The organism is Acinetobacter sp. FDAARGOS_494 (genome assembly GCF_003812225.1).
Classification (GTDB): Bacteria; Pseudomonadota; Gammaproteobacteria; order Pseudomonadales; family Moraxellaceae; genus Acinetobacter; species Acinetobacter baumannii.
This window is the reverse complement of sequence record NZ_CP033866.1, coordinates 1,605,992-1,620,782: the sequence shown is the minus strand read 5'-3', so window position 1 is coordinate 1,620,782 and position 14,791 is coordinate 1,605,992. Positions and strand designations below refer to the sequence as shown.

At 41.3% G+C, this 14,791-nt stretch carries 19 protein-coding genes; 7 read left to right on the top strand and 12 right to left on the bottom strand.

All coding sequences use genetic code 11. The features are described 5' to 3' along the window. Positions 1–92: 92 nt before the first annotated feature. Positions 93–470 carry a hypothetical protein gene (locus tag EG365_RS07875; protein ID WP_000529425.1) on the top strand — a complete coding sequence of 126 codons (378 nt, stop codon included), beginning with the start codon at positions 93–95 and terminating at the stop codon, positions 468–470. A gap of 104 nt (positions 471–574) precedes the next feature. Then, entirely contained in the window at positions 575–1,687 is a 1,113-nt protein-coding gene (dnaJ, locus tag EG365_RS07870) for a molecular chaperone DnaJ (RefSeq protein ID WP_001119029.1), read from the top strand. Between the two features lie 114 nt (positions 1,688–1,801). Here the strand turns inward: dnaJ and EG365_RS07865 are convergent, their stop codons facing one another. Continuing rightward, positions 1,802–2,152: a hypothetical protein gene (locus tag EG365_RS07865; RefSeq protein WP_000555689.1), complete on the bottom strand. Its 351-nt coding sequence runs from the start codon at positions 2,150–2,152 to the stop codon at positions 1,802–1,804. Positions 2,153–2,336: 184 nt separating this feature from the next. Between EG365_RS07865 and dapB the strand changes: the two genes are divergently transcribed. After that, the gene (gene dapB / locus EG365_RS07860; protein ID WP_001271389.1) at positions 2,337–3,158 is read left to right on the top strand and encodes a 4-hydroxy-tetrahydrodipicolinate reductase; all 822 of its coding nucleotides are present in this window, start codon (positions 2,337–2,339) and stop codon (positions 3,156–3,158) included. Between the two features lie 51 nt (positions 3,159–3,209). Continuing rightward, positions 3,210–3,863: an START domain-containing protein gene (locus EG365_RS07855; RefSeq protein ID WP_001036017.1), complete on the top strand. Its 654-nt coding sequence runs from the start codon at positions 3,210–3,212 to the stop codon at positions 3,861–3,863. A gap of 40 nt (positions 3,864–3,903) precedes the next feature. On the opposite strand, the gene EG365_RS07850 is transcribed toward EG365_RS07855, so the two are convergent. Further along, entirely contained in the window at positions 3,904–5,094 is a 1,191-nt protein-coding gene (locus tag EG365_RS07850) for an MFS transporter (RefSeq protein WP_001097146.1), read from the bottom strand. Positions 5,095–5,098: 4 nt separating this feature from the next. After that, complete coding sequence (dkgB, locus tag EG365_RS07845) at positions 5,099–5,902, bottom strand: 2,5-didehydrogluconate reductase DkgB (RefSeq protein ID WP_001025233.1); 804 nt, start codon at positions 5,900–5,902, stop codon at positions 5,099–5,101. Between the two features lie 120 nt (positions 5,903–6,022). Between dkgB and EG365_RS07840 the strand changes: the two genes are divergently transcribed. Next, complete coding sequence (locus EG365_RS07840) at positions 6,023–6,925, top strand: LysR family transcriptional regulator (protein ID WP_000843079.1); 903 nt, start codon at positions 6,023–6,025, stop codon at positions 6,923–6,925. Here the strand turns inward: EG365_RS07840 and EG365_RS07835 are convergent. Then, on the bottom strand, positions 6,909–7,283 hold the full coding sequence (locus EG365_RS07835) for a hypothetical protein (RefSeq protein ID WP_000768329.1): 375 nt from the start codon (positions 7,281–7,283) through the stop codon (positions 6,909–6,911). The two genes, EG365_RS07840 and EG365_RS07835, sit on opposite strands and share 17 nt — an antisense overlap. A 90-nt stretch (positions 7,284–7,373) precedes the next feature. Here EG365_RS07835 and EG365_RS07825 point away from each other — a divergent pair, with 90 nt between their 5' ends. Continuing rightward, positions 7,374–8,798, top strand: a complete 1,425-nt coding sequence (locus tag EG365_RS07825) for a PLP-dependent aminotransferase family protein (protein WP_000143925.1) — start codon at positions 7,374–7,376, stop codon at positions 8,796–8,798. A 2-nt stretch (positions 8,799–8,800) separates the two neighbouring features. Here the strand turns inward: EG365_RS07825 and ahr are convergent, their stop codons facing one another. The 8 genes from ahr to EG365_RS07785 all read right to left on the bottom strand — a co-directional run bounded on the left by ahr (position 8,801) and on the right by EG365_RS07785 (position 14,088). Beyond that, the gene (gene ahr, locus EG365_RS07820) at positions 8,801–9,829 is read right to left on the bottom strand and encodes an NADPH-dependent aldehyde reductase Ahr (RefSeq protein WP_000069841.1); all 1,029 of its coding nucleotides are present in this window, start codon (positions 9,827–9,829) and stop codon (positions 8,801–8,803) included. A gap of 38 nt (positions 9,830–9,867) precedes the next feature. Then, positions 9,868–10,428: a DNA-3-methyladenine glycosylase I gene (locus EG365_RS07815; protein ID WP_000857016.1), complete on the bottom strand. Its 561-nt coding sequence runs from the start codon at positions 10,426–10,428 to the stop codon at positions 9,868–9,870. A 30-nt stretch (positions 10,429–10,458) separates the two neighbouring features. After that, the gene (locus EG365_RS07810) at positions 10,459–10,704 is read right to left on the bottom strand and encodes a hypothetical protein (protein WP_001287365.1); all 246 of its coding nucleotides are present in this window, start codon (positions 10,702–10,704) and stop codon (positions 10,459–10,461) included. Between the two features lie 9 nt (positions 10,705–10,713). Next, entirely contained in the window at positions 10,714–11,250 is a 537-nt protein-coding gene (locus tag EG365_RS07805; RefSeq protein WP_001253744.1) for a M23 family metallopeptidase, read from the bottom strand. 47 nt (positions 11,251–11,297) lie between these two features. After that, positions 11,298–12,332 carry an A/G-specific adenine glycosylase gene (gene mutY, locus EG365_RS07800; protein WP_001113857.1) on the bottom strand — a complete coding sequence of 345 codons (1,035 nt, stop codon included), beginning with the start codon at positions 12,330–12,332 and terminating at the stop codon, positions 11,298–11,300. 140 nt (positions 12,333–12,472) lie between these two features. Continuing rightward, complete coding sequence (locus EG365_RS07795) at positions 12,473–12,835, bottom strand: HIT family protein (RefSeq protein ID WP_000130110.1); 363 nt, start codon at positions 12,833–12,835, stop codon at positions 12,473–12,475. 185 nt (positions 12,836–13,020) lie between these two features. Continuing rightward, positions 13,021–13,758 carry a dienelactone hydrolase family protein gene (locus tag EG365_RS07790; protein WP_000100768.1) on the bottom strand — a complete coding sequence of 246 codons (738 nt, stop codon included), beginning with the start codon at positions 13,756–13,758 and terminating at the stop codon, positions 13,021–13,023. 171 nt (positions 13,759–13,929) lie between these two features. Further along, positions 13,930–14,088: a DUF1328 domain-containing protein gene (locus EG365_RS07785; protein WP_000490267.1), complete on the bottom strand. Its 159-nt coding sequence runs from the start codon at positions 14,086–14,088 to the stop codon at positions 13,930–13,932. A 194-nt stretch (positions 14,089–14,282) separates the two neighbouring features. Here EG365_RS07785 and EG365_RS07780 point away from each other — a divergent pair, with 194 nt between their 5' ends. Further along, positions 14,283–14,741 carry a YcgN family cysteine cluster protein gene (locus EG365_RS07780; RefSeq protein WP_000102816.1) on the top strand — a complete coding sequence of 153 codons (459 nt, stop codon included), beginning with the start codon at positions 14,283–14,285 and terminating at the stop codon, positions 14,739–14,741. Positions 14,742–14,791: the final 50 nt, after the last annotated feature.

The window sequence follows — 14,791 nt, the reverse complement described above, 5'->3', positions numbered from 1 at the left end:
AATATAGTAGCACCTGTCTTTACACAAAAAATACAGGATTATTTCGCTGCATAAAAAATAGGCATAATGCAGTGAATTGAGGTGAAATACAGATGGGGCAAGACCATATCGAACAGCATCGCCGTTATATTGTAATTTCTTATGCGTTCATGTTTCTTGCATTGTTTACGGTTATTTTTGCGGCCTTTGCTTATCTGGTCGCTCGTAAAGTAGCTGTTGTGGATGATGCGGAAGTTTGGATTCATGCTCATGCGCTATGGATTATGCGCAATGGTATTCTATTCCTCCTCATGTCAGTTTTTGCTGTGGTCTGGTTTATTCCTCTCTTCTTTTTTGCATGGGATAGCAACCTTTGGGTAACGGCTTCAACAGTTGCTGGTGTAGTTTTTAGTGCTATTGCTTGGTTATTTTTATTAAATGCATGGTTAAAAGGCTTGTCTAAATATTTAAAAAATAAGGCAGTTTTTTAATATATCTGTTTTTTGAAAGTTTTCCCCTTGTAAATTCGGCTAAAGCCCCCCATTTAGTCGGCAATAGAGTATTGATAAAATTTCCGTGAGGAGCACCGCCAAACATGGCTAAACGTGATTATTATGAGGTTTTAGGCGTTTCAAAAACCGCAAGTGATGATGAGATCAAAAAAGCCTATCGTAAATTGGCGATGAAATATCATCCTGACAGAAACCCTGACAATGCCGAGGCTGAAGAAAAATTTAAAGAAGCTTCTGAAGCTTATGAGATTTTATCGGACAGCGAAAAACGCAGCATGTATGACCGTATGGGACATAATGCGTTTGAAGGCGGCTTTGGTGGCGCTGGTGGTGGCTTTGGCGGTTTCAGTGCAGAAGATATTTTTAGCCAGTTCGGTGATATCTTTGGTGGAGCGTTTGGTGGCGGCGGACGTCAGCAACGCCAACGTCGCGGTTCAGATTTACGCTATGTAATGGAACTTACCCTTGAGGAAGCTGTAAAAGGGGTTAAAAAAACAATTACCTTTACTGCTCCAGCACCATGTGATGTGTGTGATGGTAAAGGCTCTAAAAATCCAAAAGATGTAGAAACCTGTAAAACTTGTCACGGTTCAGGACAAGTGCGTATGCAGCAAGGTTTCTTCTCTGTACAACAAACTTGTGGCACATGTCGTGGCCAAGGCAAAATTATTAAAAACCCATGCCATGCATGTCATGGTTCAGGTGTAGCAGATCGTCAGCAAACATTAGAAGTGACGATTCCAGCGGGTGTGGATAATGGTGACCGCGTTCGTTTAAGTGGTAAAGGCGAGGCTATTCGTGATGGTCAAGCTGGTGACTTATACGTTGAAGTGGTTGTTCGTGAACACGAAATTTTCCAACGTGATGGTGCCGATTTATATATGGACGTACCAGTAAGCATTGCTGATGCTGCACTTGGTAAAGAAATTGAAATCCCGACTTTGGAAGGCCGAGTTAGCTTGAAGATTCCTGAGGGAACTCAAACAGGTAAATTATTCCGTTTACGTGGTAAAGGTGTGCGCCCTGTACGTAGTAGTATGGTGGGTGATTTACTTTGCCGTATCGTGGTAGAAACACCGGTTAACCTAACCTCTCGTCAACGTGAATTACTTAAAGAATTACAAGCATCTTTCGATGGTGAAGACAGTGCTTCTTCACCAAAGAAAAAATCTTTCTTTGATCGCTTATTCGATTAATGATTGATTAGATCAGAAATTAAAAAGAAGGCGGATATTGATAAAATATCCGCCTTTTTATTGCGCTGATTCATCTTATTATTTTTATTCTGCTTAAAAGAAAATGACTAGTAATTATTCTGTAGGATGAGCGACATCAATATCATCAACACTTACGTTGAGTTCACTTGATGCAACTGGAGCCACTATAGCTTCGACAGTAGCTTGAGGAGCAGGTTGTACAGCTGCTTTTAGGGCTTCTTCAGTTTTTTCTTCAATGATTGGATCAATATCTTCAACTTTAACCTCAGCAGTAGCATCGCTTGTTTGAGCTGTAGGTGTTGCTGCTTGAGTATTTACGTTTGTTGTAATACGTGCTTTAGATAAGCTCTCTAATGTTTCTCCGGGCTGGATTGCAGGCTCTGCAAATGCCACTGAACTTATTATCCCCATAATAGCGATTAGGCCAATAATTTTCGAATGCATGCTGAACTCCTTATAGTCATCTTTTTTTCATTCGTGGCTCAGTAGTGTGCAGATCAATTCTTTAACTTTTGTGAAAACAGATTAAATTCCGGTTCCCTTTAAAAAATATTTTTTACTTTTTATCGTGAGCAAAGAGTTTTGATATAGTAAGCCAATTACGTAAAACAGAAGATTGGGAAGGATTATGTCAGCAGCTCCACGCATTGGTATTTTGGGTGCAGGCGGCCGTATGGGTCGTACACTTATTCAGGCAGTTCAACAAGCAGGCTATCAATTGGCTGCGGCAGTAGAGCGTCCAGAAAGTAGTTTGGTCGGCACAGATGCTGGTGAACTTGCAGGAATTGGTTCAGTGGGTGTGAAGGTTTCAGGAAGCTTGGCTGATGTACTTAAAGATTGCGATGTAATCATTGATTTTACTGCACCAGCTGCAACCGCCCAGCATTTAAAGCTATGTCGTGAAGCTGGGGTGGCTATGGTGATTGGCACCACAGGGATGTCTGATGAGCAAAAGGCTGAATTGGATGAAGCAGCAACGCATACACCTGTTGTATATGCTGCGAACTACTCTGTTGGCGTAAATGTATCAATCAAGTTACTTGAGCTTGCAGCAAAAGTATTTGGCGATACAGTAGATATTGAAGTAATTGAAGCTCACCACCGTCATAAAGTAGATGCACCATCTGGTACTGCATTAATGATGGGTGAAGCAATTGCGGATACGTTAGGCCGTAACTTAAAAGAAGTTGCTGTTTATGGTCGTGAAGGGCATACCGGTCCACGTGATCGTCAAACCATTGGTTTTGAAACCATCCGTGGTGGCGATATTGTAGGGGAACATACGGTCATGTTTATTGGTGAGGGTGAGCGTGTTGAAGTCACTCACAAAGCCACTAACCGTATGAACTTTGCCGCCGGTGCAGTACGAGCTGCTGCATGGGTAGTGGGCCGTGAAGCGCGTAAATATGACATGAAAGATGTTTTAGGGTTGAACGACGTACAGGTGTAAACCATCTGTACACTTCCCATATGTGGCGAGAAAAACAAGATAGAGCAGAACATGAATAAAAAACAAATTGCTTTGACCACTCTTCTTTGCTTAAGCAGCCTCTATACAGGGGCTGCCTCTACAGACAAGGCTAAACTCAGCCTAGACCGTAATCATATTAAAGTGTGGACCTATCAAAAAGCAGATAACCCAGTCTTTCAATATAAAGCGGAAACAACGTTTGATGTACCCCTTGAACGTGCTGTGGCGGTGATTTTAGATGTAGATCGTGCAGCTCAATGGGTGCCTTATATGGGCAAGGTCCAAATGCTTTCTCAGGATGAAAAGAAAGGCGAATTTACTTTATATATGGTGTTAGATTTTCCTTTTCCGCTAAAAGACCGCGATGTAGTGGTTAAAGGAAAAATGAGTAAAGCAGCCAATGGCCTAATTACTATTAAAAATACGGCAGTTAATAGTAACTATCCGATACAACCCGATGTCGTGCGCCTAACACGCTATGAAGGGGATTGGACATTCCAGAAACTTGCCAATAATAAAGTTAAAGTCACCACTAGTGGCTATGCTGATCCAGCGGGTGCAATTCCTTTAAGCTTCGTCAATATGTTTGTTCAACAGCAGCCTTATCAGATGCTGCTTAAAATGAAACGGGAAGTAATGAACCCGATTTATGAGCAACCTAAGTTGCCGGAAATTTTAAAATAAATAAGCTAAAAAAAGCGCCTGATCTCAGGCGCTTTTTTTATTAGTCTGAACACTGTTGTAAGGTTTGAGCGGGGCTGCTTTCTCGTTTGATTTGGAATAAAACCAATAACAAACCTAATCCCGCCAGTAAGGCACCCGCAAAAGATACTGCACTATAACCCCAACCTAAATCGAGTACTAACGCGCCTGCAGCGGCACCTACTGCATTACCTAGGTTAAACGCACCGATATTTACTGAAGAGGCAAGCCCTGGAGCTTCGTGAGCAACTGACATGACACGCATTTGTAATGGCGGTACTAAAGCAAAGGTTGCTGCACCCCATATCACTAACGCAATGGCTGCTCCAATCTGGCTTTGAGCAAGAATTGGGAAAGTTACCATCATCACAATCAACAGTACCAAGAAACCAATCAGAGTTTTGTTGATAGATAAGTCTGCAAAACGGCCACCTAAATGGTTACCAATCGAGAAACCGACACCAATCAGCACCAACATGAACGTAATGAAGGTCGGTGAAGCATGTGTAAACTCAGTCAAACTTGGCGCAATATAGGTGTAGAGCGTAAACATTGCACCTGCACCGAGTACGGTAGTGAGTAATGCAAGAACCACGGGGGTACGCGTTAATACTTTTAACTCGGCCTTCACGTTTGGTTTTTGGGCAACCATACCTTGCGGTAATGCTTTCCACAAAGCGAGCATAGTAATAATGCCAAGCACGGAAATCGCAAGGAAAGACATACGCCAGCCAATGTTTTGCCCAACCCATGTTGCTAAAGGCACACCACCAATATTGGCAATGGTTAAGCCCATAAACATGGTTGCCACTGCACTAGCCTGTTTATGCGCTGGTACGATACTCGCTGCCACAACAGAACCAATTCCGAAAAAGGCACCGTGGTTCAGGCTTGTAATGAGACGTGCACCTAATAAGCTCATATAATTTGGTGAAAACGCTGCAATCAGGTTACCCACCGTAAAGATCGCCATCAAAAAAATCAGTGCATTACGTCGTGCAAAACCACCAAACCACAGGGTCATAAACGGTGCACCTAGCATTACGCCAAGTGCATAGCCTGTAATTAACATACCGGCTGTTGGAATAGAAATCCCTAAATCATTAGCGATATTCGGAAGCAATCCCATTGGAGAAAATTCCGTGGTGCCAATGGCAAAGGCACCTATTGCCAATGCCAATAACGAGAACGCCGTATTTGATTGAGTGTTCATGAGTTTAGTCCCAAACTGGTGCCCATGGCTCTGGGCTAACTTCACGACTGTTACGATCAAGTTCGGCAATCATTTGCATTTCAGCCGCAGTTAACTCGATATCCTGTGCTTTTAAATTACTAATCAGGTTTTCACGTTTAGTCGAAGATGGAATGACTGCAAAACCACGCTGCAATGCCCATGCTAATGCAATTTGCGCTGTCGTTACTTTATGAGCTGCTGCAATCTCCGCTAAAACAGGATCTTGAAGCACTTTACCGTATGCAAGCGTCATGTATGAAGTGACATCAATATTCTTCTCTTGTAAAAAATTCACAAGTTTATGGTTTTGAAGATAAGGACTCAGCTCAATCTGGTTCGTTGCAATATGCTCTACACCAATTGTGTCAATTGCTTGTTGGGTAAGTGTAATATTGAAGTTTGAAATACCAATTTGCTTGGTTAAGCCTTGTTGTTTTGCTTCAAGTAAAAGCTGCATGATTTCAGGAATCGAAACGCCTAAATCCGGTGCTGGCCAGTGAATCAAAGTTAAATCGACATGGTCAGTACGAAGCTTTTGTAAGCTCTCTTTTAAGCTTGGAATAAACTTCTCTTGAGCAAAATTATCTACCCAGATTTTTGTAGTTAAAAACAAGTCCTGACGTGATACGCCACTTTCAGCAATCGCTTGACCAATTGCTGCTTCATTTTCATAGATTTGAGCAGTATCAATTGCACGATAACCGACATCTAGCGCATTTTTAACAGAATCAATCACAGCTTGTTCTTTAAGGCGGAAAGTTCCTAGACCAAAACGTGGGATATTCATGTATTCACCTGAAATTAAATAATTGTTTAACTTGAGGTGCATTTTGCTTTTTTTATTGTTGCGAAAAAATAGATGAATAAGCAAAATATCTTTGATGTTTAGTCAATAATAGAATAAACCATGAAATCAACAATTGAAGAACTTGTTGCCTTTATCACAATTGTTGATACAGGTTCATTTGTGGCAGCAGCAGAACATTTAAAGCAAACACCTTCGGGGGTGAGCCGATCTTTAACCCGTTTGGAAGCAAAGTTAGATGTGACTTTGCTAGAGCGAACAACGCGTAAATTGAAACTGACTCAAGAAGGGCAACAATTTCTTATAAAGGCCCGTAAAATTTTGAATGAGCTGAATGCGGCCGAAGAAGAACTTCAAAAGTCTGATCAAGGTACTGCCGGTCTTATTCGGGTTGATTCTGCCACACCGTTTGTTTTGCACGTGATTGCACCATTAATGCATAAATTCCGTGAGTGTTACCCCGATATTGAAATCGAATTAAATAGCAATGATCAGGTGATTGACTTACTTCAGCATAAAACCGATGTCGCATTTCGATTTGGGGAACTTAATGACTCTAGTCTGCACGCCAAGTTGGTATGTAAGAGCCGTTTATATATTGTGGCAAGTCCTGACTATCTAGCTCTTAAGGGAACGCCAACACAACCTGAAGAACTTGAACAGCATGATTTGATTGGCTTTACTAGACCTACTTATATCAATAGCTGGCCAATTAAAGTTGGCGATGAATATTTTTTTGCCCAATCAAAAATTAAAGCATCGAGTGGAGAGACCGTACGCCAACTGACGATTAGAGGACACGGCATTGCGCGACTATCTGAATTTGAAATTTGGAAAGATATGGAAGAAGGGCGATTGATTGCATTATTTGAAGACAAAATTGAGCATCAATATCAAAGCATCCATGCTGTGTATTATCAACAAGAGCATCTACCAAAACGAATCCGTTTATTCATTGAATTTTTGGCAGAACAGTTAAAAGATGGTTTTAAAAACGCTCTCTAAAGGTCGTATAACTATCAGTTGGAATATGAACTTCTAAAATAGGTGTCGTTTGTCCTTCTGATGAATGTTGAGACAGAAAATAGCTTTTTTGCTGTTCTCGGCAGCTAAAATATAGTTTGGAATAGACTGAATTCACCATTACAACTTCACTTGAGCTATTTCGTTTATATTGATAATGAGAAATCGCACTGGTCTCGTCATCAGTGCGTTGCTCCATTTTGTAGTCTTGCTGGTTGGTCATTTTTAAATAACCTTCAATCAAACTTTGGCAAACCGTGTGTCTTTGCTGTTCATTTTTTGGTTGTGGTTGGCAACCTGCTAAAACAATAGTAAATAACAATATAATTTTTAATTTCATTAGCTTGCTACTCTCTGAGTTGATTTCCATAGCCTAAAGGTGTTCTATAAACCAGTACAGATACAGAAATTTTTAAAAAAGCAGCACAGAATGACTTTTCAATATCAGGTTCTTGCCAATCAATTAGCACATCGTATTTATCAAGATGAGCTTAAACCTCATCAAAAACTCATTTCCTTACGAGATTTTGCCCGACAACATGGTATTAGTTTAAGTACAGCAAAAAGTTGCTATGAATTACTTGAGGCGAGGGGACTTATTTATGTAAAGCCGAAGTCGGGTTATTTTGTAGTTGCTCGTACCCCATCTAGTCCTATTCCGGATAGTCCTGATTTCTTATCTTTGCCTCGACATGTCTCAAATCTGGAGTTGCATAACCAAATTCAGGAAGCTGCCTTACAAAGTCATCTTGTACCTTTGGGATCGATTCAGTTAACGCCCCACTTTATTCCGGTAGAGGGTTTACGTCGTTCTATTCAACGTGCTTTAAAAAATTGTCAGCCACAAGATTTTCTTTATTGTAATAAACAAGGGCATGAGCAATTAAGAAAAGCACTATCCGATCATTGGCGTGAAGATGGCATTTATATCGCTCCGGAAGATATTTTTATTACCAATGGCTGTATGCCGGCTTTGTCTTTAGTGATTCAGAAGCTTACTGAAGTGGGCGATAGTATTCTTATTCCTACACCCACCTACAATGGTCATTTACAGTTATTAGCAAGTTTAAAACGACAGATTGTTGAGATTCCGGCAGATCATCGCGGAATTGATCTTGAGCGCTTAGAATCTTTAATGCAGCAAGGTTTGGCGAAGGTTTGCTTAATGACAGCCAACTACCAAAACCCTTTAGGATATTGCTTTAGCAACACAGAGAAGCAGAAGATTGCTGAATTAGCTGCAAAGTATCAGTGTTTTATTATTGAAGACGATATTTTCGGTGAATGTGGCTACAGTAGCGAGCGACCATTACCCATTCGATATTGGGATCGCGAAGGTTATGTGGTTTGGTGTGGTTCAGTGTCGAAGTCTTTGTCGAGTGCGTATCGAGTAGGATGGTTTTGTTTAACGACAAAGTTACAGCATTTAAAACTTGAACTGTTGGTAAGTAATATCGGGGTGAATACGCCCTTGCAGTTAGGTCTAGCTGATTTTATTTATAGTCGGGGTTATCGAGAGCATTTAGAGCAGCTACGACCAAATTTAATGCGGCAAGTGGAAGAATACCGTAGCTGTATTTTAAGAGCCTTTGAAGGTATACCAATTGCATTGAGCCAGCCCGAAGGCGGATATGCATTATGGATACAGTTACCTAAGAGTGTAGATAGTTTAGCGCTCTATTACACTGCACAAGCTCAGGGAATTACTGTAGTACCGGGCCATGTTTTTGGTGAGGATGAACGCTATCGACATTTTATTCGTTTAAACGCAGGCCATGAGTTAACTGCAAATGTCCGCCAAGCGATTAAAAACTTGGCAGACTGGTCACGACAGCAGATGAAAACCTTGAGTTAGTTTTATTCTGCGAAGTCTGCTTTAAGCACAATACGGTAGCGTGCTTGACCTGAGTGTAGACGTTCAATTGCTTCATTGAGCTGTGACATTGGAAATAGCTCAATTTGAGGTGCAATTTTTTTGCGTGCGGCAAACTTTAAAAGTTGGCGTAGAGCAGCAGGTGAACCTGTAGGTGAACCAGTTACTGATTTGGCACCATCAATAAGTGAGCCGACAGAAACAGGAACAGGTTCTAGTGTGAGCCCTAAGAAGTGCAAAGAACCGTTTGGTGCTAGCGTAGAAATGAAAGCACGCCAATTTAAAGTCACATTCACGGTACTCAGCAATAAATCAAATTTACCCTTTTGAGCTTTTACCACTTCTGTATCGCGGCTATTCACCACATGGTTGGCTCCCATTGCTTTGAGTTCTTCGGTTTTATCTGGGTTAGAACTAAACGCCGTAATTTCACAGCCCCACGCTTTAAGAAGCTTAATGGCTATATGACCCAAACCACCAATGCCAATCACACCCACGTGATGTGTTGCCTGTATTTTGTGTTTGAGTAGTGGATCAAAAACGGTAATTCCGCCGCAAAGTAAAGGGCCTGCACTTTCTGGGTCTAAATCTTCGGGAAGGGGAATGGCCCATTGCCAGCCTGCACGAACTTTATCGGCAAAGCCACCCGCATGTCCCACGATTGTTGCGATATTTTCGCCCGTACAAAGTACTTGTTGACCACCAATACACTCATCACAGGCTTGGCAACTTTCAGCGGTCCAGCCAATACCGACACGTTGCCCAATTTGTAGTCCTTTGGCTTCTGAGCCTAAAGCAACAATTCGTCCAATAATTTCATGGCCTGCAACTACAGGGTACACGGTTGAGCGCCATTCATTATTTAAAACAGAAATATCAGAATGACACAAACCACAGTATTCAACTTTTACCTCAACCTGATGCGGTTGTAATTCACCTGCATCAAATTGATATGGGACCAGTTTTTCACCTGCCTGCATTGCAGCATAAGCCTGAATCGTATTATTGCTCATCGGAAACTCCTTAAGCGGATTTGAACCGTTCTGGTGGGTTATGAAGCTTTAAATTGACAATCATTTTCATGGTCATTGACCATACCCACTGCCTGCATAAACGCATAGCAGGTGGTTGGACCAACAAATTTGAAACCATTTTTTTTAAGCGTTTTGGAAAGTTTTAGGCTGAGCTCAGTTTGAGCAGGGGCCTTGCGATAATCTGCAACATCATTGTGTTGAGGAGTGGCATCTACAAACTGCCAAAGCCATTTAGAAACATCACCAACTTGAGCTTTAAGGGCTTGCCAAGCAATCGCATTATCGCGAATGGCTTTGAGTTTGCCTAAATGACGAATTAAGCCTGCATCGGATAGTTTTGTTTCTAAAAAGTCATCCGTAAATGCGGCAATGTCAGCAATAGGATGATTAAAAAAGTGCTGACGGTAGCTTTCTCTTTTTTTCAGTACGGTAATCCAAGATAGGCCTGCTTGTTGCCCTTCAAGACAGAGCATTTCAAATAATCGGGCTTCGTCGTGTTCTGGTTTGCCCCATTCTTCATCATGGTAAGCAATATAGAGTGGATCATCGGAACACCATCCGCAGCGTTGAGTTTTCATGATGATGCTCCTTATATTTATCTTGGTATTTTAGAGTTTGAATGGTACCCATTCATTTGGGCGAGTATCCCAATAATACAGTTCAGCTTGAGTTAAGTCTTCAAACTTTAGCCAAAAGTCTTTGCCAACTTTATCTGAAAAACCGGTACTGATCAGTAGGGCATCATCACTGATTTCCATGATCCAGCCTTGATAGCTATTGCCATTTAAAATGATCTTTTGCTGGTTGCCAGACTCGGCAAACTCTACTAAGCGATTGATCAGCGCTTCCGACATAAAATGTTCCTAGCGTAAATATGAATAAGGATTAACAGCACCACGACCTTTACCATCTAAGTAAAGACCATAATGAAGATGAGGTGAAGTATAACGTGCATTGCCCGTGTTGCCGACATAGCCAATTAAATCACCTTTTTTGACATAGTCACCTACGTTTAAGCCACGTTTATGTCCATCAAGATGAGCATAATAATGCCATGTTCCTGCTGGGCCTAAAATCCAGATGACTTTGCCACCGAGGTTATTATTACGAAGATCGGCAATGAGCCCTTCAGTTGCACTGTACACTTTGGTTCCACGTGGAGCCAAAATATCAATTCCTTCGTGGCTACGGCCCTGACTCCGAGCAGCTCCCCATGTGTCTTTTAGCTCATCTCGATCGACACCTTTTACCGGAACAGGAAGCCGACTTGGAAGCTGCATACTCTTGAGTTTGCTAACTTGGGCTGGTGAAAGCGGGGCAGGTTTTTTAGGCGCACTGGCACAGGCTGCCAATAGAATAATGAGAAAACCAAGTGAGAGATGGGAAACTAAACGTCGCACAAAATACTCCCTGTCACAGCCATATCAAAATTATTTTGCTCACTATGTCATGAACGGCTTGTCGAGATCAATTTTTTCATAGCAGTTGGAACACCTTTAGCAATAGCTTGTTCTGGACTCAGCCATTGGCCTTCAAGTTCAATCGCCAGATGTTCTTTTTGATCAGGTTCCACGTGGAACACATGAGCATTAAGTAACCATGTGAAGTGAGTAAAGCTATGACTGATCTGAAAAGTTTGTGGTTGAGGTTGTAGCTTAAATTGCTGACTTAATTTCAAGCGTTCATGTTCATTTTCTAAAATAGGTAAACAAAATAAACCGCCCCATAGACCATGAGCTTGGCGTTGCTGCCAGAACCATTCATCTTCGCACTGAATAATAAGAACATCTGCCGTTTTAACAGGCGGTGTTTTTTTCGGTTTTTTAAAAGGTAATTCTTGTTCTAAACCTTGCTGATAAGCCTGACAATGAGCTTGCATTGGGCAATATAAACAAAGAGGTTTTTTAGGCGTACAGATGGTCGCACCCAAGTCCATAATTGCTTGAGTGTAGTCATGATTGCGTTGGGTGGGACAAAGCTCTTCAGCCAGTTTCCACATTTCACGTTCGTGCTGTGGTTTGCTTAAGTCATCTTCAATGGCAAAGAAGCGAGCTAAAACGCGTTTCACATTGCCATCCATAATCACGCCATACTGACGTAAACCTAAAGACATGAGTGCACCTGCGGTCGAGCGACCAATGCCGGGTAGTGCAATCCATTCTTCTAGGGTTTCAGGAAATTTGCCTTGCTGTGCTACAAGGCCGGCAGCTTTATGCAAATTACGGGCACGAGCGTAATAGCCAAGACCTGCCCAATAAGGAGCTACTTCATCCCAAGTTGCATGACCTAAAGCTTCTACTGTTGGGAAGCGCTCCATAAAGCGGTCAAAATATTGCAGAACTGTTTTTACCTGAGTTTGCTGTAACATAATTTCAGAAACCCAGACTTTGTATGGATCATCTGCGACTTGCCAAGGCAAATCATGCCGACCATGTTGATCGAACCAGTTTAAGAGGGCAGCAGAAAAAGAAAATTCAGGCATGAACAGCTATAGAAGAAAAGTAAGGGCTAAATTATAGCTGAAATTTGGGTGAAATTTTGTTTAAAGCAACCGAAGAAAGTGGACATATGAAAACAGGGACTACATTAAAAATGTAGTCCCTGTTCTATGAGTAAAAAGGATTAATCCTTTTGTACACCCCAACGTTGATCAAGTTTCAACGGTTGATTTTTGTAGTATGGAATGACATGAATGTGAAAATGGTCAGAAGTCTGTCCAAACACTTCACCATCATTAAAGCCAATATGGAAACCGTCTGGCTGATGGCGAAGCTGGGTTTCATGACGGGCAATTTCAAGAAGTGTCAGTAAGCCTTGATGTTCTTTAGAAGTAATATCAAAAAACGAGCTGACATGGCGTAGCGGAGTCACTACACAGTGACCTTTAGACAACGGATTTGGGTCTGGTAAAATTACAGCAAATTCATTCTTATCAATGATGTCATATTCATCAAAATCGCAATACGGACATTTCTTGTCAGTCATTGTTGTATCCTCTCATGTTATTCCATTAAACCCCGAGTGCGGGAAATAAGACTAGGCTTTGCTCTAGCTCAACGGGAGTATATTTATTGAAGTATGGTTTAAAAAATACAGTAAAAATATTGCAAAGTCATAAACATTTAAGGGAGCAAATGCGAAAAATGCCATTTGCTCCAAATTTGCTTCTTTTATTTTAAAGTACGTTCTAATAAAGCGTACATTTTAGCAAGGCCTTGTTTCTCCGCTTCGCTGTTGTAGCCAAGGTCTACACCATTCGCTTTAGCTCTTTCATCTGCAAGCGGGTTACTAAAGCCATGTTTAGCATCTTTTAAAACCACTACCTCATGTTTAACCTCAGCAGCTTGCATCTCTTTTTCAAAATTAGCAACATCTTCTAAGGTGACCATGCTGTCTAGTTCACCATGTAGAACCAATACCTCGCCTTGAATGTTGCCTTTTTGAGCAGGAGCCTTAGGAGTTAATGTACCATGGAATGTCGCAGTTGCTTTGAGGGGAGCACCTGAGCGAGCTAGATCGAGTACCACTTTGCCACCATAGCAAAAACCTACCGCTGCAAGTTTTTCACTGTTCACTTCTGGTTGAGCAGCTAAAGTTTGAAGCCCTGCGTTGGCACGATCAGTCACAGTGTCTAGATCTTCAAATGTCTGCATCATCCATTCATAAGCTTGAGCTGCAGTCGTTGTTACTTTTTTATCGCCATACATGTCAATTGCAAGTGCAGCATAACCGTGTTCAGCAAGTTCACGCGCACGTTGTTCAGTGTATTCGTTACGACCCCACCACTCAGGACCAATAATGACACCTGGTACAGGTGTTTCACTTTCTGGAGCCGCAAAGTAACCAATTAAATGGCTACCATCTGGTGCAGTATATTGAATTTCACGGGTTTTAATTGCTGTACTCATGACATTAATCCTGAAATTAAATTCGATTTAAATACGCTTGATTAAAGCATAAAAAATAAAAGCCATATAAATAACTATGTAAAAAACTACATCAAAAGAAAAGCATAGAAATATTTATGCAATAAAAAAAGAAGGAACGAGTTCCTTCTTTTTGATATGGTCATGATTAAATTAAGTTCGGCCTCGCGAAATAAAACCAATAACAGCGAGAATTACAGCGATCACTAATAAAATCACGGCAAAGTCTTTAGATAACCCTGCAACACCACCAAACCCTAATAGACTGGCAATGAGTGCAATCACTGCAAAAATTATTGCCCAACGGAACATATGCTGTCCTCCTTATTTTTCATTGTCTTTTTACTATATAGCGTGTTTTTTGCACGAAATGTGTCGTTTATGTGGTTGAAATGTATATTAAACAATCATTTTGTGATGCCAAAAATACGGCTTCTTTTCTTAAGACCAGCGTACTTCAATGCTATAATCTGATTTTGCTTGATCTATATAGCCGTTAAAATCTTATGTCTACCGAGACCTCACTTCGTCCATTGTTTTGGAAAAATTATACGCTAGAGCAACTGACTCAGGCTGAGTGGGAGGCACTGTGTGATGGATGCGGATTGTGCTGTTTGGTCAAGCTAGAAGATGAAGATACACATGAAGTTGCGTACACCAAAGTGGCGTGCAAGTTACTTGATTGCAATACTGGACGTTGTTCTGACTACCCAAACCGTCAGCAGCAAGTACCCGACTGTTTACAACTAACACCGGAAACTTTAAAAACCATACACTGGTTGCCATCGAGCTGTGCCTATAAACGTTTGAATGAAGGCAAAAATTTACCTTCTTGGCACTATTTAAATACGGGTTCCAGACAAAGCATAGTGAAAGCGAAAAAGTCGGTAGCAGGGCGTTGTATTCCTGAAACTGATGTACATGAAGATGATATCGAAGATTATGTGGTGCGTTGGGTGCGTTAATACGCTCCCGATGAGCATTTTTAATTACAGCGTATAATAAAGTAACATTT

Bases quoted from the DNA above. Each gene is read 5' to 3' on its own strand.
- EG365_RS07875 (WP_000529425.1), top strand. From the start codon at position 93: ATGGGGCAAGACCATATCGAACAGCATCGCCGTTATATTGTAATTTCT.
- dnaJ (WP_001119029.1), top strand. From the start codon at position 575: ATGGCTAAACGTGATTATTATGAGGTTTTAGGCGTTTCAAAAACCGCA.
- EG365_RS07865 (WP_000555689.1), bottom strand. From the start codon at position 2,152: ATGCATTCGAAAATTATTGGCCTAATCGCTATTATGGGGATAATAAGT.
- dapB (WP_001271389.1), top strand. From the start codon at position 2,337: ATGTCAGCAGCTCCACGCATTGGTATTTTGGGTGCAGGCGGCCGTATG.
- EG365_RS07855 (WP_001036017.1), top strand. From the start codon at position 3,210: ATGAATAAAAAACAAATTGCTTTGACCACTCTTCTTTGCTTAAGCAGC.
- EG365_RS07850 (WP_001097146.1), bottom strand. From the start codon at position 5,094: ATGAACACTCAATCAAATACGGCGTTCTCGTTATTGGCATTGGCAATA.
- dkgB (WP_001025233.1), bottom strand. From the start codon at position 5,902: ATGAATATCCCACGTTTTGGTCTAGGAACTTTCCGCCTTAAAGAACAA.
- EG365_RS07840 (WP_000843079.1), top strand. From the start codon at position 6,023: ATGAAATCAACAATTGAAGAACTTGTTGCCTTTATCACAATTGTTGAT.
- EG365_RS07835 (WP_000768329.1), bottom strand. From the start codon at position 7,283: ATGAAATTAAAAATTATATTGTTATTTACTATTGTTTTAGCAGGTTGC.
- EG365_RS07825 (WP_000143925.1), top strand. From the start codon at position 7,374: ATGACTTTTCAATATCAGGTTCTTGCCAATCAATTAGCACATCGTATT.
- ahr (WP_000069841.1), bottom strand. From the start codon at position 9,829: ATGAGCAATAATACGATTCAGGCTTATGCTGCAATGCAGGCAGGTGAA.
- EG365_RS07815 (WP_000857016.1), bottom strand. From the start codon at position 10,428: ATGAAAACTCAACGCTGCGGATGGTGTTCCGATGATCCACTCTATATT.
- EG365_RS07810 (WP_001287365.1), bottom strand. From the start codon at position 10,704: ATGTCGGAAGCGCTGATCAATCGCTTAGTAGAGTTTGCCGAGTCTGGC.
- mutY (WP_001113857.1), bottom strand. From the start codon at position 12,332: ATGCCTGAATTTTCTTTTTCTGCTGCCCTCTTAAACTGGTTCGATCAA.
- EG365_RS07795 (WP_000130110.1), bottom strand. From the start codon at position 12,835: ATGACTGACAAGAAATGTCCGTATTGCGATTTTGATGAATATGACATC.
- EG365_RS07790 (WP_000100768.1), bottom strand. From the start codon at position 13,758: ATGAGTACAGCAATTAAAACCCGTGAAATTCAATATACTGCACCAGAT.
- EG365_RS07785 (WP_000490267.1), bottom strand. From the start codon at position 14,088: ATGTTCCGTTGGGCAATAATTTTTGCAGTGATTGCACTCATTGCCAGT.
- EG365_RS07780 (WP_000102816.1), top strand. From the start codon at position 14,283: ATGTCTACCGAGACCTCACTTCGTCCATTGTTTTGGAAAAATTATACG.